Origin of the sequence: Allobosea sp. NPDC003192, from assembly GCF_050275675.1 — a bacterium.
Lineage (GTDB): Bacteria > Pseudomonadota > Alphaproteobacteria > Rhizobiales > Beijerinckiaceae > Allobosea.
In genome coordinates this window covers 37,752-55,423 of the sequence record NZ_JBNNPK010000032.1, presented here as the reverse complement: position 1 = coordinate 55,423, position 17,672 = coordinate 37,752, and the positions used below count along the sequence as shown (strand labels likewise).

Sequence of the window (17,672 nt, the reverse complement as noted above, 5' to 3'; positions counted from 1 at the left end):
GCCTCTGCTGTGCTGCGCCGTGATGCGCCGCTCGCCGCCGCCCAGACGCGCGCCCGCGCGCCGGTCTTCAAGCTGTTCGAGAATGTCTTTCATCGCAAACCCGGAGCCCCGATATCTGCATCCCCGCGAGCAATAGGGCTGGGCTGCTTTGCGTGTCTCGAAAAACCATGCAAAATTGCAAAGTTGCGAAGAGGGCGAATTTGCTAAATGAAGCGCAAGGTATTTGCTGGCCCGGCGGTTCGCAGACTGCGCGAGGAAGCCGGCTGGCCACAACAACTCCTCGCCCGGAAGATCGGGATTTCGCCGAGCTACCTGAATCAGATCGAGCGGTCACAGCGGCCGCTGAGCGCCGCTGTGCTTGTCGAGCTCACGCGCGTCTTTCGCGTCGATATCTCGCAAATTTCGAACAGTGACGAGGATCGGCTGCTCGTCGATCTGCAAGATGCTCTCTCGGATCCGGCTCTTGCCCACCCGGCCCCGCCGTCGGCTGAGCTGCAGGCGGTGATCCAGCACGCGCCGAGCGTCGCCAGGGCGCTCGTCCGGCTGCAGGCGGCCAACAGGGCGCTCGAAGACAAGTACCAGGCTCTGGACCAGACCTTGTCGCATTCTGAGCCAGGCCATGCGGGCGGTGCGCTCGCGTTTCCTTATGATGAAGTGCGCGACTTCTTTCACCAGATCGGCAACTATGTCGACGATCTGGACCGGCAAGCCGAAGCAACCCATGCCGAGCTCGGGGCCGATGCCTCCGAGTTGTCAGGCGCCTTGATCGACAGGCTCGAGTTGCGCCACCGGCTCGCAGTGAAGATCGACCGCACCTTCGGCTTCGACCGACCTATCAGGCAATTCGACCGTGCGTCTCGAACCCTGCACATCGACGGCAGTGCCGAGCTATCGAGCCAGACCTTCGCGCTCGCCCACCAGCTCGCCTTGTTCGAGGCCCAGGATGTCGCGATGGCAGTCCTGGCGCAGGCCGACTTCCGGAGCACGAACGCCAATGCCGTCTGCTCCGTCGCCCTCGCCAATTATTTCGCAGGCGCCCTGATCCTGCCCTACCAGAGATTCCGCGACGCCGCCCGGCTGCACCGTCACGATCTCAGCATCCTGACCCATCTGTTCGGAGCGAGCCTCGAACAGGTCGCTCATCGCCTCTCTACTCTGCAGCGGCCGGGCGCGCGGGGCGTGCCGTTTTACTTCCTCCGCATCGATCGCGCGGGAAACATCACCAAACGCCACAGCGCGACTCGCTTGCGTTTTGCGCGCTATGGCGGAGCCTGCCCGCTCTGGAACGTGCACCAGGCCTTCGAGACGCCGGATCGCATGCTCGCGCAGATCGCCGAGATGCCGGACGGAACACGCTATCTCTCACTGGCGCAGGCCATCACGAAAGCCGGGATCGGGTACAGCGCCGTGCGTCGACGCTATGCCATCGGTCTGGGGTGCGAATTGTCAGACGCCAATCAGCTCGTCCATGCCGACGAGCTGGACACCGAGAATGTCAGGTCCATCGTCAAGATCGGAACCAGCTGCCGACTCTGCGAGCGACACAACTGCTCACAACGCGCCTTCCCGCCGGCGGGCGCGTCGATCCAGATCGACCCCGATCTCCGCGAAGCCGTACCTTATCGGCTTGGCGACTAGGGCATGTCCACGCTTTTCCGAAGACAGCGAATGCCGGCGCACTATTGTCCAGCCTCACGATAGGCCTGCAGGACCTCGCTGCCCTGCACGACATGGACGGGCACGGCCGGCAACGACATGGCGACGGTGAGGTAGGACAGGAACAGCGCGGCCGTCAGGGCAAGCATGCGGCGATAGGCCAGGTCGGGCCGATCTGGATCAGTCATCATCAGTCTCTGAATGAGGCGGCGCTGGACAGGTCGCTCAGGGGATGCAGCTCAGCCGATACGCATCGACAATTCGACATCCTCGGCGAAGGGGACGGAGAGGTAACCGCTGCCGGATGCCCCAGGCAGGTGCTTACGTCCTGCGTCCGCCTGGCCAGCATCCGGAAAGGAAGATCCGGATCCTCACCGAACCGCTGATCGAGCTAATCGAACATGATCCGCGTTTTGGGGGCGGCCGCGACGCGGAGAGCTAGCATCTGCCCGGCAGCAGGCTTCAGAATGCAGAGCCCAAGAGGGGCTGCCAAGAGGCCTCGCTAGGCATTCATCATGGCTGCGCGTGCGCTGCCGAAGCGTTGTCGCAAAGCCTATGGCGTGATGCCCAAGCGCTTTAGCCCGGCCTGCGCTTCCGCTTCTTGTGGGTCGAGCGTCAACGCCTGCCTGTACGCTGCGATCGCCTCTTCGCGGCGGCCCAGTGCTTCCAGTGCGTGGGCCCGCGTGTCGTGAGCATAGGCCGCGCGCGGATCCCTGGCGACGGCGAGGTCGGCGCTGGTCAGCGCATCGGCGGCGCGGCCAAGCTTGACCAGCGCCCAGCCGCGGAGATTGTGCGCCCGGACATCGTCGACACCGCGTGCGAACGCCCGGTCGATATCGGCGAGCGCCGAAGCGAAATCGCCTCTCCGTGCGTGCAGGTTGGCTCGTTCGAAGAAGGCTGGCCCAACCTGCGCCTGGCCGATGTCGATGATTGCGCCGAGATCGGCGAGCGCGCCCTCCGCGTCGCCCTTCAGGCGCTTGAGCTTGGCGCGCTCGAACAGCATGGCGCCCACATTGCCGGTATCCAGTTCCATCACCTTGTCGATATCGGCGACGGCCCGGTCGAAATCGTCGAGCCGGGCGCGGATCAATGCGCGTGACCAGTAGAGCTTCGGCTCTGTCGGAGCGCTGGCGATCAGGGCATCGTAGTCGACGAGCGCGCGATCAAGCTGACCCTTCCGGGCGAGCAGTTCGGCGCGCTGGCGCCGCGCCTCGGCATTGTCGGGCGCGTGCTCCAGCGCCCTGTCGAGGGCCATGAGGGCGTCGTCTGGCTGGTTGCGGCGGACGAGAAGCGCGCCGCGTGCCGCGAGCGCCGGCGCGAAGGCAGGGTCGAGCGCGAGCGCAGCATCGAGATCGGTCGAGGCACCGTCGAGATCACCCCGTTCGATGCGGAAGCGAGCACGGGTCGCCAGCGGCAGCGGATCTCCTTGCGAACGCTTCGCGGCATCGTCGAGATCGAGCAGCGCTCGTGGCAGGTCGCCCGCCGCACGATAAGCCTCGGCGCGACCGAGATAGACGGCAGGGTCGTCCGGGCGCAGTCGCAGCAGCGCGGTATAGTCCGCGACGGCGCGTGCGGGCTCACCGAGCTTGAGGGCAGCGGCGGCGCGCAATCGCAGCGCTTCGACCGAGCCGGGCGCGGCACGCAGGGTCTGGGTGAATTCGGCGGCGGCTTTCAGCAGCTCGCCCTTGAGAAACAGCGCCTTGCCGCGCTTGACGTGGATATTGGGGTCCTGCGGCGCGAGGCGGACAGCTTCGTCGAGATCCTTCAGCGCTTCGTCGAGACGGCCCTGCTCGATCAGGAAGACGCCGCGATTATAGCGCGCATTGGCGAAGCGCGGCGCAAGCGCGATCGCCTTGTCGAAATCCGCCGAGGCTTTGCCAAAATCCTTCCTGAGGAAAAAGGCGGCGCCGCGATTGTCATAGGCTTCGTGGAAATCCGGCTTGAGCCGGATCGCCTCGCCGAAATCGGCGATGGCGAGGTCGAGTTCGCCGCCATCGGCATATTCGACGCCGCGGTTGAAGTAATGCAGCGCGTTCTTGGGATCGCGAGCGATCACCTGCCCATAGTCGGCGACCGCCCGTTCGCGCTCGCCCTTGTAGGAATAGGCCACGGCGCGATTGGAGAAATAGCGCAGGTTCTCCGGGTCGAGCGCGATCGCAGCGTTGAGCTCCTGGATTGCACGCTCATGGTCGCCACGCTGGCGAAAAAGATCGGCGAGGCGTCCATGGGCGCGAGCGCGTACGGTCGGAACGTCCTTGGCGCTGCCAGTAGCCGCGCGGCAATGCTTCCAGAGCCGCGCCTCGTCGGAAACGGAAAAGCAGGAGCGCGCGTCGCGGCTGGTCTGTGCAGCCGCAGCTTCGATCAGCAGACCACTGGTCAGCAGCGCCGTAGCAAACGTCAGGAGCGGCCGCAGCGCGACCTGCCGCTTCAGCCGTTCTCGCATCCCCGGTTCTCCCTTGCTGCATCGCTGCCGATAGCCGGCGGTCGCGCGCGCCAGCGGCCCGCCATCTCCTGGACCCTTCGCCACTGCGCCGGGGCGAGCCCTTCCCTGACGGCGCCGAGCGCGTTGCGCGCCTCCTCGCCGGCCGGCTGCGCGGCTGCCAGCGTCAGCCACATGGCGGCCTGCACCGGGTCGGCGGCAACTTGCGTGCCGTTGCGATAGGCCATTCCGAGATTGGTCTGCCCGTCGACATTGCCGCGCTCGGCTGCAAGCCGATAAAGCCGCAGCGCCTCCGACAGGTTTTGCGGGACTGCGGTACCCCGCGCATAGATGACGCCGAGCGCATTCAGCGCATGCGGAAAATCCCGGTCGGCCGCCTTGCGGAACCATTGCAGGGCGATGCCGTCATCGCGGGCGACACCTTCGCCTCGGGCATAGCGCAGCCCGAGATTGTACTGGGCGGTGGCATCACCCGCCTCGGCGGCGTCTCGATAGAGCGCGATCGCCGCCGGCAGATTGGCCGGCGTGCCGGTTCCGCGCTGATAGGCGAACGCGAGCGAGGTCTTGGCCGGGACGCAGCCGGCCGCCGCGGCCCTGCGCAGCCAGTCGAGCGCCTGCGAGAGGTCCTGGGGCACGCCACGTCCGGCTTGCAGCAGACCGGCGAGTGCGATCTGGGCGTTGATATGACCCTGCTCGGCAGCTTCGCGCAGCAATTGCGCGGCGCGCGCATCGTCCTGCGCGCCACCCTGACGCTTCAACAGCAGGATTGCGAGATTGTAGCGCGCCACCATGTGACCGGCTGCCGCGGCCCGCTCATAGAGCGCTTCCGCCCGCCTGACATCGGGCTTTGCTCCATCGCCACGCTCGAGGGCAGCGGCGAAGTTGTTGACCGCGGGCCAATGATCGAGAGCCGCGGCGCGTTCGTAATAACTCAAGGCCCGGCGCGGGTCGGGCTTGACGCCGCTCCCGCCCTGATAGGCCTTGCCGAGCTCGAACAGAGCCGAGGCGTCGCCCTTCTCGGCACGCTGCCGCAGGTCGGCGAGATCGAACGCCACGGCCGATTGTTCCACGGCGAGAAGGAGGACGAGACTGAAGGCGGGCAGGCGCAGCATGGCGGAACAGAGAAACGGAACCGGGGCGGTTTTGAGACTGCCTCCCGCTCACGCACCCGGAAACCGCTCTTGGTTGACTGCGGAGCGTCCTGATTCGCACAGCTCGGCTTCGAGACGCCATGCCGTTCGGCCAAGGGTGAGCAGAGATTCAGCCCCCGGTTTGGCAGCGATCACACCCTGGAATTCTTCTAAAATATTGATATTGCAGAGTTAATTCTCCTGATCTATCGCTGCGTGAAGCGTGATCGTCAGTAGCGCCCCCTGTTCCCGGATGAATGGTCCAGCGTCAGCCTTGAGTTCCCGCGTGATCGAAGCCTGCTATGGTGAGCTTCTGCGCTTCGCGCGGCGGCGGCTGGGCGGCGCGCATGCCGCAGACGATCTCGTGCAGGAAGCCTGTCTGCGCTTCACGCGCGTCGACGATGGCGGTATCGCCAGCCCCCGCGCCTTTCTCTATCGCATCCTGGCAAATCTCGTCCTCGACCATCAGCGGCGCCAGATCCGGCAGCCGATCGACGCCCTCGACCATCTCGATGCCGCCGATTCCTCGCCCGATGCGGAAACGGCCTTGATCTGGCGAGAGCGGCTCGCGATCCTCTCGCGCGCCGTCGAGGAATTGCCGCCGCGTTGCCGGGAATGTTTCGTGCTGCGCCGCTTCGACGATCTGTCCCAGGACGAGATCGCGCGCCGCATGGGCATTTCGCGCAACATGGTGGAAAAGCACCTGCGCACAGCGACATTGCATTGCTCGCGCCGGCTGCGCGAGACGGATTGACCGCGCCCTTCATTGCGACATGTAAGCTCCTGTTTCCGCGGAGCTGTTCGTCTTAGTGACGGGCACTCGAGAAAAAGCGCGGGCCTGTTGTGAGGCGAGCCAAGATGGCTGACGAAGACGAAGCGGTCAGGGAGGAAGCGGCCGCCTGGTATTTCCGGCGCGACGCCGGGCCGCTGGTGCCGAGAGACGAACGCGCATTCCAGCGCTGGCTCGCGCACGCGCCACATCGGGAGGCCTATGACGAGGTGGCGCGGACCTGGTCATCCCTGGCGGCCGTGCCGCGCCCCGCGTTGCCGACCGCGCGACAGCGTCCGATCTGGCGCCGGAATGCGATCGCCGCCGGGCTCGCAGCCATGCTGGCGATCGCCGTCGCACCGCAGGTCCAGCACTGGTGGGTCCGCCAGCGCTCCGACTACGCCACCGCCGTCGGAGAAACCCGCGACCTCGTCCTGGCCGATGGCTCGCGGATCAGCCTCAATACCGATACTGCGGTGGCGATCCGTTACGGCGCTGGCGAGCGTCGCATCCGGCTCTTGAGCGGCGAAGCGCTGTTCACGGTGGCGAAGGATACCGCCCGTCCCTTCATCGTCGAAGCGCGCTCCGGCGCGGCTACGGCGCTGGGAACGGCCTTCGCGGTTCGGCAGGACGACGACGAGGCCGTCGTCACCGTGCTGGAAAGCCGCGTCGCGGTCGCGCCGGCCGAGGCGCCCGAGCGCAGCTCCGCCCTCTCGCCGGGTCAGTCCGCACGCCTGTCCCGCTCGCAGATCAACGCGATCGAGATCGTCGACGCCGACGCCGAGACCGCCTGGCGCCGCGGCAAGCTGATCTTCGTCGATCAGCCGCTCGGAGCTGTGGTCGAACAGCTCAATCGTTATCACCACGGGCGCATCCAGATCGTCGATCCGGCCATCCGCAATCATCGCGTCAGCGGCGTCTTCGAGACGAAAGACCCGCTGCAGATCGTGACCATGCTCGAATCCTCGCTCAGCCTGCGCTCGACGCGGCTGACGAGCTATCTCGTCCTGCTCCACCGCTGAAAAAATCCTGATCGGCGACCTCCTGTTTTCGCGGCCGGCTTCGTCTTAGCGCCATGCGGGCAGGACGAGACCCGCGCATGCGTCGAAGCGGAGATCGGAATGAGCCTGTCGGAAAAGGGGCGGTTCGCGGCACTGATGCGGACTGCGAGCGTCGCGGCCTTGCTCGCGATGGCCTGCGCGCCGGTCCCGGCGATCGCGCAAACCGCGAATGTCCCGGCCGCGGCGCGCAGCTTTGCGATCCCGCCCGGCCCGCTCGCTCCGGCGCTCAACCGCTTCGCCGACATCTCCCAGCTTCAACTCGTCTATAGCGGCGTGACGACGCGCGGCCTATCGAGCGCTGGGCTCAGCGGCAGCTTCACGGCGCAGGAAGGCCTCGCTCGCCTGCTCGCCGGCACGGGGCTGAGCTACCGCTTCTCCGGGCCGAACAGCGTGACGATCACACGGGCCCCGGCCGCCGCGGCCGCCGGGGCAACAGCCGGAGCCATTCCGCTCGACACGATCGACGTCCAGGACCAGGGCGTCATCGGCTATGTCGCGCGCAACGGCTCCGCCGGCAGCAAGACCTCGACGCCGCTGATCGAAACCCCGCGCTCCATCAGCGTGGTGACGCGCCAGGAGCTCGACGATCGCGGTGTCACCAGCGTGCCGGAGGCCCTGCGCTATACCGCCGGCGTCACGACCGGTGCCTTCGGCTACGATCCGCGCTTCGACCAGATCTACGTCCGCGGCTTCCCGATGACGACGCTGGGCGATTTCCGCGACGGGTTGAAGCAGTTCCCGGCCGGCTTCACCACCTTCCGGACCGAGCCCTACCAGCTCGATCGCATCGAGGTGATCAAGGGCCCCGCCGCGGTGCTCTATGGCCAGAGCGTGCCGGGCGGCCTGGTCGACCGGCGCTCCAAGCTGCCGACCGACTACAGCTTCGGCGAAGTGAGCGCCCAACTCGGTACCTATGGCCGCGTGCAGGGAGCCTTCGATGTCGGCGGCCCGCTCGATCCCGACAAGACCATGCTCTATCGCGTTGTCGGGCTCGGCCGCCTTGGGGACACCAATCTCGACATCGCCGACCAGCGCGTGCTGATCGCGCCGTCCTTCACCTGGCGGCCGAACGCGGCGACCTCGCTCACTGTCCAAGCGCTCTACCAGCAGGACGAGACCGATTCCAACGTCGCCGGCATCAACCGGAACGGCGCGGTGCTGAAGCTGCGCAGCAGCGATGCGCGCTACGACTATCTGAAGCAGAAGCAGGCCCAGATCGGCTATGCCTTCGAGCACAAGTTCGACGACGTCTTCACCTTCCGCCAGAAGGTTCGCTACAGCGCGATCGATGCCGAATCGCGCTATCTCAGCGGCAGCTTCGCCAGCCCGGCATCGACGATCTACCAGCGAGGCGCGGTCTCCGTCGGTGATCGCCTGGCGAGCTTCCAGACCGACAACAATGTCGAGGCAAACTTCCGCACCGGCCCGATCGCGCACAAGCTGCTCGTCGGGCTGAACTACGACCACAACATCTGGCGCTTCGGCCTCGGGCAGAGCGGCGTCGTCCCCGCCTATGCGCTCGACATTGCCAACCCCATTTCCGGCATTCGCGGCCCGACACCGCCCTATGCCTATCGCTCCCGGGAGCAACTGGCGCAGCTCGGGCTCTATGCGCAGGACCAGATCAGCTTCGGCAACTGGCGTCTGGCGCTCAGTGCCCGCCAGGACTGGACTGAGCGCAAGCAGTCCAACCTGATCACGCGCGCGGTCACGGTCGACCGAAAGGACGACGCCTTCACCTACAGCGCCGGCCTGCTCTACCTCTTCGACAACGGGCTTGCGCCCTATGTCAGCTATGCGACCTCGTTCCAGCCGGTCACCAGCCAGGGGCTTGGCGGCACCGTGCTTGAGCCATCGAAAGGCGAGCAGATCGAGGCCGGCCTGAAATACCAGCCGGGCGATGGCCGCATCCTGCTCACCGCCTCGGCCTATCAGCTCAAGGAGAAGAACGCGCCCAAGCTCGGCGGCTATGTCGCCGGCCTGCCCTATTACGTCTCGGTCGGCGAAGTCACGGTACGCGGCATCGAGCTGGAAGCGCGCGCCAGGCTGGTGGACGGGCTCGACCTCACCGCCGCCTACACCTTCTCGGATGCGGAGATCACCAAGACGACGGTCGCGAGCGAGCTCGGCCGCGTGCCGGCAGTGACGCCGCGCCATGTCGCCTCGCTCTGGATGAACTACAACATCCAGAGTGGAGTGTTCGCCGGGCTCGGCGCGGGCGTCGGCGCACGCTATGTCGGCGAGACCTGGACGACGAACGACAACACCGGCAAGAACGACGCCTACACGCTGTTCGACGCCGTGCTGCGCTATGATTTCGGCAAGATGAATCCGAAGCTGGCGGGACTGACCGCCTCGGTCGCCGCCAACAACATTGCCGACAAACAGGTCAGCGTCTGCAATGCCGGCTTCTGCTATCTCAGCCAGGGCCGCACCGTGATCGGCACCATGACCTACCGGTGGTGACAGGCGGATCATGATGCTCGACCGCCGCGCCTTCGTGAATGCTCTGGCGGGTTGCGCGCTCGCGCGGTCCTCAGCCGCATCCGCGGCGCAGCGGCGGCTGGCGGTGATGGATTACGGCCTCGCCGAGACCCTGGTCCGGCTCGGCTGCCCGCCGCAGGCGCTGGTCGCCTCGCAGGACTTCGAGCGCTGGGTCGGGGAGCCGCTGCCGCCGGGCATCGTCAATCTCGGCACCAGCCGGGAACCCAATCTCGAAGTGCTCCAGGCTCTGAGGCCGGACGCGATCCTCAGCACCCCCTATCTCGCCGGCATCCATCACCGGCTGGAGCGGATCGCGCCGGTCGTCTCGCTGCCGATCTACGCACCCGAGGGCCGTCCGCTGGCGCTGGCGGGTGAGGCGGCGCGCCGGCTCGCCGTGCTGATCGGCGAACCGCAGGCCGCCGACAGGCTGGCGGCGGATGCGGATGCGACCTTCGCAGGAGTCCGTGAGAGCTTGCAGGGGCGGCCGCAACCTCCCGTCCATCTCGTGAATTTCATGGATCAGCGCCATGTCCGGATCTACGGCGCGAAGAGCCTCTATCAGGATGTGCTCGACCGGATCGGCGTTGAAAACGCCTGGACGGGCCAGACCAACTACTGGGGCTTCGCCACCGTCGGCATCGAGGCGCTGCAGACCGGCCGCGAGGCGCAACTGGTCTATTTCGATCCCGTCCCTGCGGGTGTGCTGCAGGCGCTGGCGCGCAACCCGATCTGGCAGGCTCTTTCTTTCGTGAGGGCCGGCCGGGTCAACGGCCTGCCGCCCGTCCTGATGTTCGGCTGCGTACCTTCGGCGATGCGGTTCGCGCGCCTGATCGGCCAGCGGCTCGCGCAGGCCTGAACCATGTCCCAGTTCACAAGCCAGGTGGCGCCCCATCCCTGGCGGTTGGCTCTGCCGCTGCTGGCTTCGGCTCTGGCGCTGTCGCTCTGGACGCTCGCCATCCGCCTGCCGGCATCGCAATGGCCGGCGCTGCTCGACGCGGGTTCGGGTGATATGGATATCCTCGTCCTGCGACAGTCGCTGTTGCCGCGCATGGCGGTCAGCATTCTGTGCGGCGCCGCGCTCGGCCTCGCCGGCATGATCTTCCAGCAGGTGCTGCGCAACCCGCTCGCGAGCCCGACGACGCTCGGTGTCGCCGCCGGCGCCAAGCTCGCGCTCAGCATCGCGACGCTCTGGGGCGCGCCGCTTCTGCTCGGCATCGGGCGCGAGGGTGTCGCTTTCCTGGGTGGTGCCGCCGCAATAGCGGCGACGATCGCGCTCGCCTGGCGACGCGGCCTCTCGCCACTCGCGCTCGTGCTCGGCGGCTTGGTGCTCGGCCTCTATTGCGGCTCGCTCTCGGCCTTGCTGCTGCTGTTCGAGGAGCACGCGTTGACCGGGCTGTTCCTGTGGGGCAACGGCTCGCTCGCCCAGCAGGGCTGGGATGTCGCGATCGGGCTCTCCTGGCGGCTGGCCGGCTTGGCCGGCCTGGCGCTGCTGCTGCTTCGCCCCATGACGCTGCTCGCGCTCGACGACGAGGGCGTGCGCAGCCTCGGCCTCTCGCTTCAGTTCGTGCGGCTTACGGCGCTCGCCCTTGCGGTCGGGCTCAGCAGCACCGTCGTCAGCCTCGTCGGCGTCATCGGCTTCATCGGTCTGATCGCGCCGGCGATCGCGAGGCTCGGTGGCGCGCGCCGGCTCGTCGACCAGATGCTCTGGGCGCCCGTCATCGGCGCCGGACTCCTGTGGCTGACAGACCAGAGCCTGCTGCTGTCCGGCGGACCGGCCGGCAGCCAGGTGCCGACCGGCGCCGTGACGGCCTTGTTCGGGGCGCCGATGCTGCTCTGGCTGCTGCCACGCCTGCGCAATGCAGAACCTCAAGCGAGCCAGGCCGGCGTGGCGGGGCGCAGCGACCGGCCGGTCCTGACCCTGGCGCTGCTCGGCTTCTTGCTGGCGGCGACGACAGCCCTGGCACTGACGCTCGGGCGCGACGCCGGTGGTGGCTGGTCCTTCGCCTGGGGCGAGACCTTTGCGGCCCTATCGCCCTGGCGTGTGCCGCGCAGCCTCGCCGCCTTCTGCGCCGGTACGATGCTCGGCGTCGCCGGAACCATCCTGCAGCGCCTGCTGCGCAATCCGATGGCGAGCCCCGAAGTCCTCGGCGTCAGCGCCGGCGCCGCTCTCGGTATGATCGCGGCGCTGTTTGCGCTGCCGGCGGCGAGCCGCGACCAGCAGATCGCCGCCGCCACGGCCGGCGCGGCGCTCGTGCTCGCCATCATGCTGGCGCTCGGGCGCCGCTCCGGCTTCACGCCGGAACGCCTGCTGCTCGCCGGCATCGCGATAGGGGCCCTGCTCGATGCACTCGTCGGCGCTCTTACGGCCAGCGGCGATCCACGCGCCATGCTGCTGCTCGGCTGGATGACGGGTTCGACCTATGCCGTCGACGAGACACAACTGGCCTGGGCGGCGGCAAGCGCGATCCTGCTCGTCGCGCTGACGGCACCGAGCCTGCGCTGGCTCGACCTGATAGTGCTCGGCGATGCCGCCGGCGCCTCGCTCGGGCTCAGGCTGCCGCTCGTGCGCCTGCTCCTGCTGCTGCTGGCCGCGGCCCTGACGGCCGCGGCGACGCTCGTCGTCGGGCCGCTGACGTTCGTGGGGCTGATGACGCCGCATCTCTCCCGCCTGCTCGGCCTGCAGCGCGCGGGCCCGCAACTCGTTGCCGCGGGGCTCAGCGGCGCGCTGGTGATGGTCATGGCCGACTGGCTCGGCCGGGTCGTCGCCTTCCCCTGGCAGATGCCGGCCGGGCTGGTCGCGACGCTGATCGGCGGGCCGGTACTGATCGCCCTTCTTGCACGGAGATGATGCGTGGGCACACTCGCAGCGATTCCGGAGACGATATGGTTCGATCTCGTGCCGCGTGCCGGCGGCGCACCCTACCGCATCTTCCTGCGCATTCCGCCGGGCGAGCCGCCGGCGGATGGCTGGCCTGCGATCCATCTGCTCGACGCCAATGCCGTCATCGCCACCACGGTCGAGGTGCTGCGCGTCCAGGCGGCCTATCCGCTCGGCACCGGCATCGGTGATGCCGTCGTGGTCGGGATCGGCTATCCTGCCGAGGGCGCCTATGACAGCGTGCGCCGCTCCTGGGACTATGGCCCTCCCCCCGGCCGGAGCTATCCGCCGCACAGCGAAGGCGGCCCCGAGGTCCGGACTGGCGGAGCGGAGACCTTCCTGAACTTCATCGAAGATGAGCTCAAGCCCGCGATCGCCTCACGGGTCCGGCTCGATGCCGCCAGGCAGGCGATCTTCGGTCACTCCTTCGGTGGCCTGTTCGTGCTCTACGCGCTGTTCACGCGGCCGGGCGCCTTTCGCGACTGGATCGCCATCAGCCCGGCGATCTGGTGGGAGGAGCACAACCTGCTGCGGTTTGCCCCCGACGGGCGGCTGGCCGTAGCGCGCTCGGCGCGCGTGCTGCTCGGCGTCGGCGAATACGAGCAGGACCTGGCGCCGTTCCAGCGCGGCGCGGCCGATGCGGAGCAGCGTAGCCGACGTCTGCAGGAAGCCAAGACCATCGACGAGACCCGCGCCATGGCCGGACACCTGACGGAGGCTGGCTGCGATGCGACCTTCGCCGTCTTCGAAGGTGAGACGCACATGTCCGTGCTTCCCGTCGCCATCAACCGCGCAGTGCGCTTCGCCTTCGGCCCGCAGGACGGCGTCGATGTCGGAGGCGAGCCATGATCGCCCGGTCGCGCCCGATGCGGGACGGTCCGCCACTTTTCGAGCTCGAGGCCGCGTCACTCGCGATCGGCGGTCGCGTATTGCTCCAGCCCCTGTCACTGGTGCTGCCGGCCGGTCGCGTGATCGGGCTGATCGGCCATAACGGTTCCGGCAAATCAACGCTCGTCAAGCTGCTGGCTCGCCAGCACCAGCCGACGGTCGGGTCGATCCAGCTTCAGGGACAGGGCGTGGCCCTCTACCCCGAGCGCGAATTCGCTCGCCATGTCGCCTATCTCCCGCAACAGCCGGCTCCAGCAGCCGGTCTCCTCGCCCGGGAGCTCGTTGCCTTCGGCCGCTATCCCTGGCACGGCGCGCTCGGCCGCTTCGGCCCGCGCGACCAGCAGAAGGTCGAAGAGGCGATGGTTCTGACCGACACCATCACCTTCGCTGACAGGCTCGTCGAAACACTCTCAGGCGGCGAGCGCCAACGGGTCTGGCTCGCCATGCTGATAGCGCAGGACGCCCAATGCCTGTTGCTCGACGAGCCGATATCGGCCCTCGACATCGCCCATCAGCTCGAGGTGCTGGCGCTGGTCAAGCGGCTCTGCGACGAGCGGAGCATCGGCGTCGTCATCGTCGTGCACGACGTCAACATGGCTGCGTGCTTCTGCGACGAGATCATCGCGCTCCATTCCGGACGGCTCGTCGCCCGCGGGACACCCGACCAGGTGATCAGGCCGGATGTCCTGCGCGCGATCTACGGCTGCGATATCGGCGTGATGCCACATCCCAAAAGCGGCAGGCCGCTGGCCTTTGCGTGATAGAGCACCATTCCAATATGCGCCTGATGCGCATTTATCTCGACCCGTCGATTGAGTGTCGGCGGTCGGTAGGAGTTCATCTTTCCGCGATGCTGCCGGCGCGGGCGTGATCGTGCTGACACTGGTCGTGGTCGGCGAGCACCTCGATGACTCGGCAATCGCAGATGCGGCCGTGCTGGCCTTCATGGACCATGCGCTGCAATTCGCCGCGCAGGGCCTGGAGCTGGCCGATGCGCAGCTCGATCTGGTCGAGATGGCGCTTGGCGATCCGGTGGACGCTCTCGCACGAGGATTGCGGCTCGTCATACATCGCGAGCAGTGCGCGGATGTCGTCGATCTCGAAGCCCAGCTCGCGGGAGTGGCGAATGAAGCGCAACCGCTTGACGTCGTCGCCATTGTAGTAGCGCCGGTTGCTGCTGGTGCGCCTCGGCTCCTTCAGCAGGCCGATCTGCTCGTAGAAGCGGATCGTCGGAACCTTGACGCCGGTCCCTTGGGACAGTTCGCCGATCGGCAGTTCATCCATGACGACCTCCCACGATCGCGGCAAGGCTCGAGCCTTGTCGCACCTCAGTCCTTTCGCCGGCACGTCGCAACGCCGGAGGGCGAGCGTCACCGGGCCGATACACGCGTCCTTGGGCTCAAGCCGGGACGATCGGGATGCTGCGGACCTGCTCTCCCGTGGCTCCCTTCACCGTGAGCCGGGCAAAGACGGCATCCTTGATCTTGCCGCCGACGACCAGCGTTTCGCCGCTGGGGCCGGACTCGGTCGCCAGGTTGCGGATCTGGTAGTCCTCGGCTCGCGGTCCCACCGCCTGTGCGACGACGGTCGCGGAAGCGGGGGCGCTCGCCGGCTTGCCGTTCCGCAGGAAGGTGAGCTGCCAGCGTGTCGGATCGATCCAGCTCAGTTCGACGTCGAGACCGTCGTCGAAGCGCGCGAGCGCGCCCCCGTTCGGCCCTGGCGTCGGGGCGAGCGCAACGGCTCCGGGCAGCAGCGATTCACGCGTGTGGAAATGGTCGCCGTGGAGGACACGCACCCGCGTCCGATAGGCGCCGGCGACGTGGCCGCTCGCCTTGACGCGGGAGCCGTCGCTGCCGGCCGAGACGGCCAGCGGGTGGATGCGACCCGAGGCGTCGATGGCGTCGACCTCGACCTCGGCGAGCGGCGGCGCCCTATAGTCGGTGACGCCCGCCTCGCTGAAGACGAGCTCCCAGGCGTCTGGGCCGACGGTGACGATGTCGACCATCTGGCCATGGCCCATATGGATCGAGGCAGGCTGCGTCATGGGTGCTCTCCGCTGCAGTCTTGAGGCCGGCGGGAGCCCGCCGAACCGGGGGCTGGCGCGCCGTCAGAGGAACTTGGTGACGGCCTTGAATTCCTTGAGCAACTCGCGGGCGTCGGCCGGGACGTGGCCGGCCGCTTCCTCGAGGCAGTGGTCGATATGCTCCTGGATCAGGATCTTGCGGGCGTTGGCGATGGCGCTCTCGACCGCCTGGAGCTGCTGGGCGATCTCCAGGCAGGAGCGGACATTGATCACCATCTCGATGGTCGAGCGCAGATGCCCCTCGGCCCGCTTCAGCCGGGTGATGATCTCGGGGTGGCGCTGGTGATGGATATGCTCGTGCGGTTCCATTTTGGGGCTTGATCCTATCCTGGGGGAGGGGATACAGTATTTATCATCAGCCGGCAAGATGGACGTGGCCAGCTGCGGAAATGAGACAGATGTCCGAGACCCGCCCCATGCTCGCGCTCGAGCGGCTGCCCGACCAGCCGGATGCCCGGCACGCCGAGGCCCGCGCCTTCTGCCTCGCGGTGATCAAGGAATACTACAGCACCGACTATCGGCCCGACTGGCATGCCGACCTCGATTCGTTGACCGCAGAGCCGGCCCGCTCCTGGTACAGCGTTCATAACCGCGGCGCGTTCTGGACTGCCCGGAATGCGGGCGGCGCCATTGTCGCGACCGCCGGCCTCTATCATCTCGGCTGGAAGCCCAATCTCGCCGCATACCTTGCGGCACGCTATCCGCAGCCCGATCAGGTGCCGCAACTCGTGCGGGTCTATGTCCGCGCCGACCAGCGTGGCCGGCAGATCGGCCGCTGGCTCAACGAGATCGCCGAGGACGAGGCGCAGCGCCTCGGCTACGGCACGCTCTATCTGCACGCCAGCGCCGACGCGCCGGCGACGCTCGGCTTCTGGCGCGGACGCGGCTATGCCGAGATCGCCGAGCGCGAGGCCTACATCCATTTCGACAAGTCCTTGTCGAACTCCCCCTGACCGGGCCTGCGCCGGCAGGAGTCCGCGCGCCGCCTTCGGTCAGGACAAGCGAGGATCGGGCACCGCCATCCTCGGCCGACGGCCCCGTTGCGGGCGGGCGCGGCGATGCGGGTGCCCGGCCGAACTGACGGGACCAACATGACCTCGTTCACGGAGCTGCTCCAGCAGGGCGTCGCCAACGCCTGGTTCTTCATCCCCACCGCCATCCTGCTCGGGGCGCTGCACGGGCTCGAGCCAGGCCATTCCAAGACGATGATGGCGGCCTTCATCGTCGCAGTGCGCGGCACCGTCTTCCAGGCCGTGCTGCTTGGCCTCGCCGCGACCGTCTCTCACACGGCCATCGTCTGGGGCATCGCTCTCGGCGGCATGTACCTGTTCAAGGGACTCGATCCCGAGACGACCGAGCCCTATTTCCAGCTCGTCTCCGCCATCATCATCATCGCCATCGCCGCCTGGATGTTCCGCCAGACCTGGCAGGACCAAAAGGCGGCCAAGCGCCATGCCCGTGAGGTCGAGGACTACGAGAATAACCGGGGGAAGACGACGCTCAGCCACCGCGTCGACACCGGCCACGGCTTCATGGCGCTCGAGATCCCGCCGGAGAAACCCGCGAACTTCCGCCTGACCGTGATCAGCGGCGATCAGTGGCAGGGCGAATATGTGACGCTGACCACCGAGAGGCCCGACGGCAGCACCCAGCGCTTCACCTTCGTCGACCGCGACGGCTACATGGAGTCGGCCGAGAAGGTGGCCGAGCCCTATGACTTCATGGTGCGGCTCAGCCTCGATCATGGCGACCATGAGCACGGCTATGACGTCTCCTTTCTGCAGGGCAGCGAGGGCGGCGATCCGCTGCACCGGCAGCAGAAGGGCCTCGAGCTCGCCAATGACGGCTATATGGACGCCCATGCGCTGTCGCATGCCAACGACATCCGCAAGCGCTTCGTCGGCCGCAACGTCACCACCTGGCAGATCGTCCTGTTCGGCCTCACCGGCGGGCTGATCCCCTGTCCGGCGGCGATCACCGTGCTGCTGCTCTGCATCCAGCTGCGCGAGTTCTCGCTGGGGGCCGTGCTGGTGCTCTGCTTCTCGATCGGCCTCGCGATCACGTTGGTGACCGTCGGAGCGGTCGCAGCGATCGGCGTGCGCCAGGCGACGAAGCGCGTCGGCTGGCTCTCGACCGCGGCGGCGAAGGCGCCCTATTTCTCCAGCGCGCTGATCATCCTGGTCGGTCTCTACACCGGCTGGCATGGCTGGAGCGGCCTGCAGGCGCAGCAGCACGGCAAGCCGGCGGCTGCCGTCATAACTACTGCGCCGAGCGCTGGCTGAG

Annotated in this window: 16 protein-coding genes and 1 pseudogene; 10 read left to right on the top strand and 7 right to left on the bottom strand. The window is 67.5% G+C overall.

Translation table 11 applies throughout. The features are described 5' to 3' along the window. Positions 1 to 93, bottom strand: a pseudogene (locus ACQKLX_RS28535) (carboxyl transferase domain-containing protein); the annotation flags it as partial. 114 nt (positions 94 to 207) lie between these two features. Between ACQKLX_RS28535 and ACQKLX_RS28530 the strand changes: the two are divergent. After that, positions 208 to 1,638, top strand: a complete 1,431-nt coding sequence (locus ACQKLX_RS28530; protein ID WP_427364933.1) for a helix-turn-helix domain-containing protein — start codon at positions 208 to 210, stop codon at positions 1,636 to 1,638. Between the two features lie 41 nt (positions 1,639 to 1,679). Here ACQKLX_RS28530 and ACQKLX_RS28525 read toward each other — a convergent pair whose 3' ends face one another. The 3 genes from ACQKLX_RS28525 to ACQKLX_RS28515 all read right to left on the bottom strand — a co-directional run bounded on the left by ACQKLX_RS28525 (position 1,680) and on the right by ACQKLX_RS28515 (position 5,151). After that, positions 1,680 to 1,844, bottom strand: coding sequence for a hypothetical protein (locus tag ACQKLX_RS28525; protein ID WP_427364932.1), 165 nt, complete (start codon positions 1,842 to 1,844; stop codon positions 1,680 to 1,682). Positions 1,845 to 2,209: 365 nt separating this feature from the next. After that, positions 2,210 to 4,099 (bottom strand): tetratricopeptide repeat protein, encoded by a 1,890-nt coding sequence (locus tag ACQKLX_RS28520; protein ID WP_427364931.1) that lies wholly within the window; start codon positions 4,097 to 4,099, stop codon positions 2,210 to 2,212. Then, entirely contained in the window at positions 4,084 to 5,151 is a 1,068-nt protein-coding gene (locus ACQKLX_RS28515) for an SEL1-like repeat protein (protein WP_427364930.1), read from the bottom strand. The genes ACQKLX_RS28520 and ACQKLX_RS28515 overlap by 16 nt, the downstream gene beginning before the upstream one ends. A gap of 361 nt (positions 5,152 to 5,512) precedes the next feature. Between ACQKLX_RS28515 and ACQKLX_RS28510 the strand changes: the two genes are divergently transcribed. The 7 genes from ACQKLX_RS28510 (at position 5,513) to ACQKLX_RS28480 (ending at position 14,067) form a co-directional block, all read left to right on the top strand. After that, on the top strand, positions 5,513 to 5,980 hold the full coding sequence (locus tag ACQKLX_RS28510) for a sigma-70 family RNA polymerase sigma factor (protein ID WP_427364929.1): 468 nt from the start codon (positions 5,513 to 5,515) through the stop codon (positions 5,978 to 5,980). A gap of 104 nt (positions 5,981 to 6,084) precedes the next feature. Beyond that, entirely contained in the window at positions 6,085 to 7,017 is a 933-nt protein-coding gene (locus ACQKLX_RS28505) for a FecR family protein (RefSeq protein ID WP_427364928.1), read from the top strand. A 99-nt stretch (positions 7,018 to 7,116) separates the two neighbouring features. Then, positions 7,117 to 9,522 carry a TonB-dependent siderophore receptor gene (locus ACQKLX_RS28500; protein ID WP_427364927.1) on the top strand — a complete coding sequence of 802 codons (2,406 nt, stop codon included), beginning with the start codon at positions 7,117 to 7,119 and terminating at the stop codon, positions 9,520 to 9,522. A 13-nt stretch (positions 9,523 to 9,535) separates the two neighbouring features. Continuing rightward, positions 9,536 to 10,396 (top strand): ABC transporter substrate-binding protein, encoded by an 861-nt coding sequence (locus ACQKLX_RS28495; RefSeq protein WP_427364926.1) that lies wholly within the window; start codon positions 9,536 to 9,538, stop codon positions 10,394 to 10,396. Positions 10,397 to 10,399: 3 nt separating this feature from the next. Next, positions 10,400 to 12,388, top strand: coding sequence for a Fe(3+)-hydroxamate ABC transporter permease FhuB (gene fhuB, locus ACQKLX_RS28490; protein WP_427364925.1), 1,989 nt, complete (start codon positions 10,400 to 10,402; stop codon positions 12,386 to 12,388). A 3-nt stretch (positions 12,389 to 12,391) separates the two neighbouring features. Continuing rightward, positions 12,392 to 13,267, top strand: a complete 876-nt coding sequence (locus tag ACQKLX_RS28485; RefSeq protein WP_427364924.1) for an alpha/beta hydrolase — start codon at positions 12,392 to 12,394, stop codon at positions 13,265 to 13,267. Then, entirely contained in the window at positions 13,264 to 14,067 is an 804-nt protein-coding gene (locus ACQKLX_RS28480; RefSeq protein ID WP_427364923.1) for an ATP-binding cassette domain-containing protein, read from the top strand. Before ACQKLX_RS28485 ends, ACQKLX_RS28480 begins: the two co-directional genes overlap by 4 nt. A gap of 76 nt (positions 14,068 to 14,143) precedes the next feature. On the opposite strand, the gene ACQKLX_RS28475 is transcribed toward ACQKLX_RS28480, so the two are convergent. From ACQKLX_RS28475 to ACQKLX_RS28465, 3 genes are all read right to left on the bottom strand, one after another. Next, on the bottom strand, positions 14,144 to 14,590 hold the full coding sequence (locus ACQKLX_RS28475; RefSeq protein ID WP_427364922.1) for a MerR family transcriptional regulator: 447 nt from the start codon (positions 14,588 to 14,590) through the stop codon (positions 14,144 to 14,146). A 115-nt stretch (positions 14,591 to 14,705) separates the two neighbouring features. Continuing rightward, entirely contained in the window at positions 14,706 to 15,350 is a 645-nt protein-coding gene (locus ACQKLX_RS28470; RefSeq protein ID WP_427364921.1) for a hypothetical protein, read from the bottom strand. Between the two features lie 63 nt (positions 15,351 to 15,413). After that, positions 15,414 to 15,698, bottom strand: a complete 285-nt coding sequence (locus tag ACQKLX_RS28465) for a metal-sensing transcriptional repressor (RefSeq protein WP_427364920.1) — start codon at positions 15,696 to 15,698, stop codon at positions 15,414 to 15,416. Positions 15,699 to 15,787: 89 nt separating this feature from the next. Here ACQKLX_RS28465 and ACQKLX_RS28460 point away from each other — a divergent pair, with 89 nt between their 5' ends. Both ACQKLX_RS28460 and ACQKLX_RS28455 read left to right on the top strand, forming a co-directional pair. After that, positions 15,788 to 16,342 carry a GNAT family N-acetyltransferase gene (locus ACQKLX_RS28460; RefSeq protein ID WP_427364919.1) on the top strand — a complete coding sequence of 185 codons (555 nt, stop codon included), beginning with the start codon at positions 15,788 to 15,790 and terminating at the stop codon, positions 16,340 to 16,342. 138 nt (positions 16,343 to 16,480) lie between these two features. Beyond that, a complete protein-coding gene (locus ACQKLX_RS28455) occupies positions 16,481 to 17,671 on the top strand; it encodes a nickel/cobalt efflux transporter (protein ID WP_427364918.1) in 1,191 nt (396 codons plus the stop codon). The last annotated feature ends 1 nt before the right edge of the window (position 17,672 follow it).

Coding starts and splice junctions, on each gene's coding strand:
- ACQKLX_RS28530 (WP_427364933.1), top strand. CDS start 208: ATGAAGCGCAAGGTATTTGCTGGCCCGGCGGTTCGCAGACTGCGCGAG.
- ACQKLX_RS28525 (WP_427364932.1), bottom strand. CDS start 1,844: ATGACTGATCCAGATCGGCCCGACCTGGCCTATCGCCGCATGCTTGCC.
- ACQKLX_RS28520 (WP_427364931.1), bottom strand. CDS start 4,099: ATGCGAGAACGGCTGAAGCGGCAGGTCGCGCTGCGGCCGCTCCTGACG.
- ACQKLX_RS28505 (WP_427364928.1), top strand. CDS start 6,085: ATGGCTGACGAAGACGAAGCGGTCAGGGAGGAAGCGGCCGCCTGGTAT.
- ACQKLX_RS28500 (WP_427364927.1), top strand. CDS start 7,117: ATGAGCCTGTCGGAAAAGGGGCGGTTCGCGGCACTGATGCGGACTGCG.
- ACQKLX_RS28495 (WP_427364926.1), top strand. CDS start 9,536: ATGCTCGACCGCCGCGCCTTCGTGAATGCTCTGGCGGGTTGCGCGCTC.
- fhuB (WP_427364925.1), top strand. CDS start 10,400: ATGTCCCAGTTCACAAGCCAGGTGGCGCCCCATCCCTGGCGGTTGGCT.
- ACQKLX_RS28480 (WP_427364923.1), top strand. CDS start 13,264: ATGATCGCCCGGTCGCGCCCGATGCGGGACGGTCCGCCACTTTTCGAG.
- ACQKLX_RS28475 (WP_427364922.1), bottom strand. CDS start 14,590: ATGGATGAACTGCCGATCGGCGAACTGTCCCAAGGGACCGGCGTCAAG.
- ACQKLX_RS28470 (WP_427364921.1), bottom strand. CDS start 15,350: ATGACGCAGCCTGCCTCGATCCATATGGGCCATGGCCAGATGGTCGAC.
- ACQKLX_RS28465 (WP_427364920.1), bottom strand. CDS start 15,698: ATGGAACCGCACGAGCATATCCATCACCAGCGCCACCCCGAGATCATC.
- ACQKLX_RS28460 (WP_427364919.1), top strand. CDS start 15,788: ATGTCCGAGACCCGCCCCATGCTCGCGCTCGAGCGGCTGCCCGACCAG.
- ACQKLX_RS28455 (WP_427364918.1), top strand. CDS start 16,481: ATGACCTCGTTCACGGAGCTGCTCCAGCAGGGCGTCGCCAACGCCTGG.